Annotated in this window: 1 protein-coding gene; it reads right to left on the bottom strand. The window is 72.6% G+C overall.

The features are described from left to right. The coding region (locus HX774_RS19440; RefSeq protein WP_178829036.1) for a hypothetical protein at positions 1–363 on the bottom strand (363 nt) is incomplete at its 3' end. Between the last annotated feature and the right edge of the window lie 140 nt (positions 364–503).

Genomic DNA, 503 nt, shown 5'->3' with positions numbered 1-503 from the left:
GATGCGGGGCGGGCGGGCGCAGAAGCCGTCGTGGACTTCGTAGGCGGCGGGGTCTGGCGCGGCGGGCGGCCTCATGCCCTCGACGGGGGCGGGACGATCCAGTTCCTCGGCGAAGTTGCGCCAGTCGCCGGGGTCGTACTCGCGCTCATAGACGAAGGGCGCGTCCACAGGGGTTTCGATCTGGTCGGCGCGGCGCCAGCCCTCGACGCGGGCGCGGTGGCGGAAGGTCGAGAGGCTGAGGCCATGGCGCTCGCACACCTCGGGGGCGCTGCCGCCGGCCAGATAGTCGGCGCGGGCCCGGGCCCAGAGTTCGGTGGAGCGGCGGGTGCGGGCCGGAGCCGGGCTTTCGGAATGAATGCTCATGTCCGAGAGGGTAGGGGCGGCGGCAGGTAGGGCGCGCTGAAAGGGCGTGGCGGGACGGCGATCCCTTGTGGGGCAAGGGATTAGGCGGTTTGGATGTGTGGGCTGGGCGGAGAAGGCGCCCGTCTAAGCCCTCCCCCTCG

Source organism: Brevundimonas sp. P7753 (assembly GCF_013386595.1).
Classification (GTDB): Bacteria; Pseudomonadota; Alphaproteobacteria; order Caulobacterales; family Caulobacteraceae; genus Brevundimonas; species Brevundimonas bullata.
Note: the sequence above shows the minus strand (reverse complement) of the source record. Positions and strands in the feature narration are given on the sequence as shown.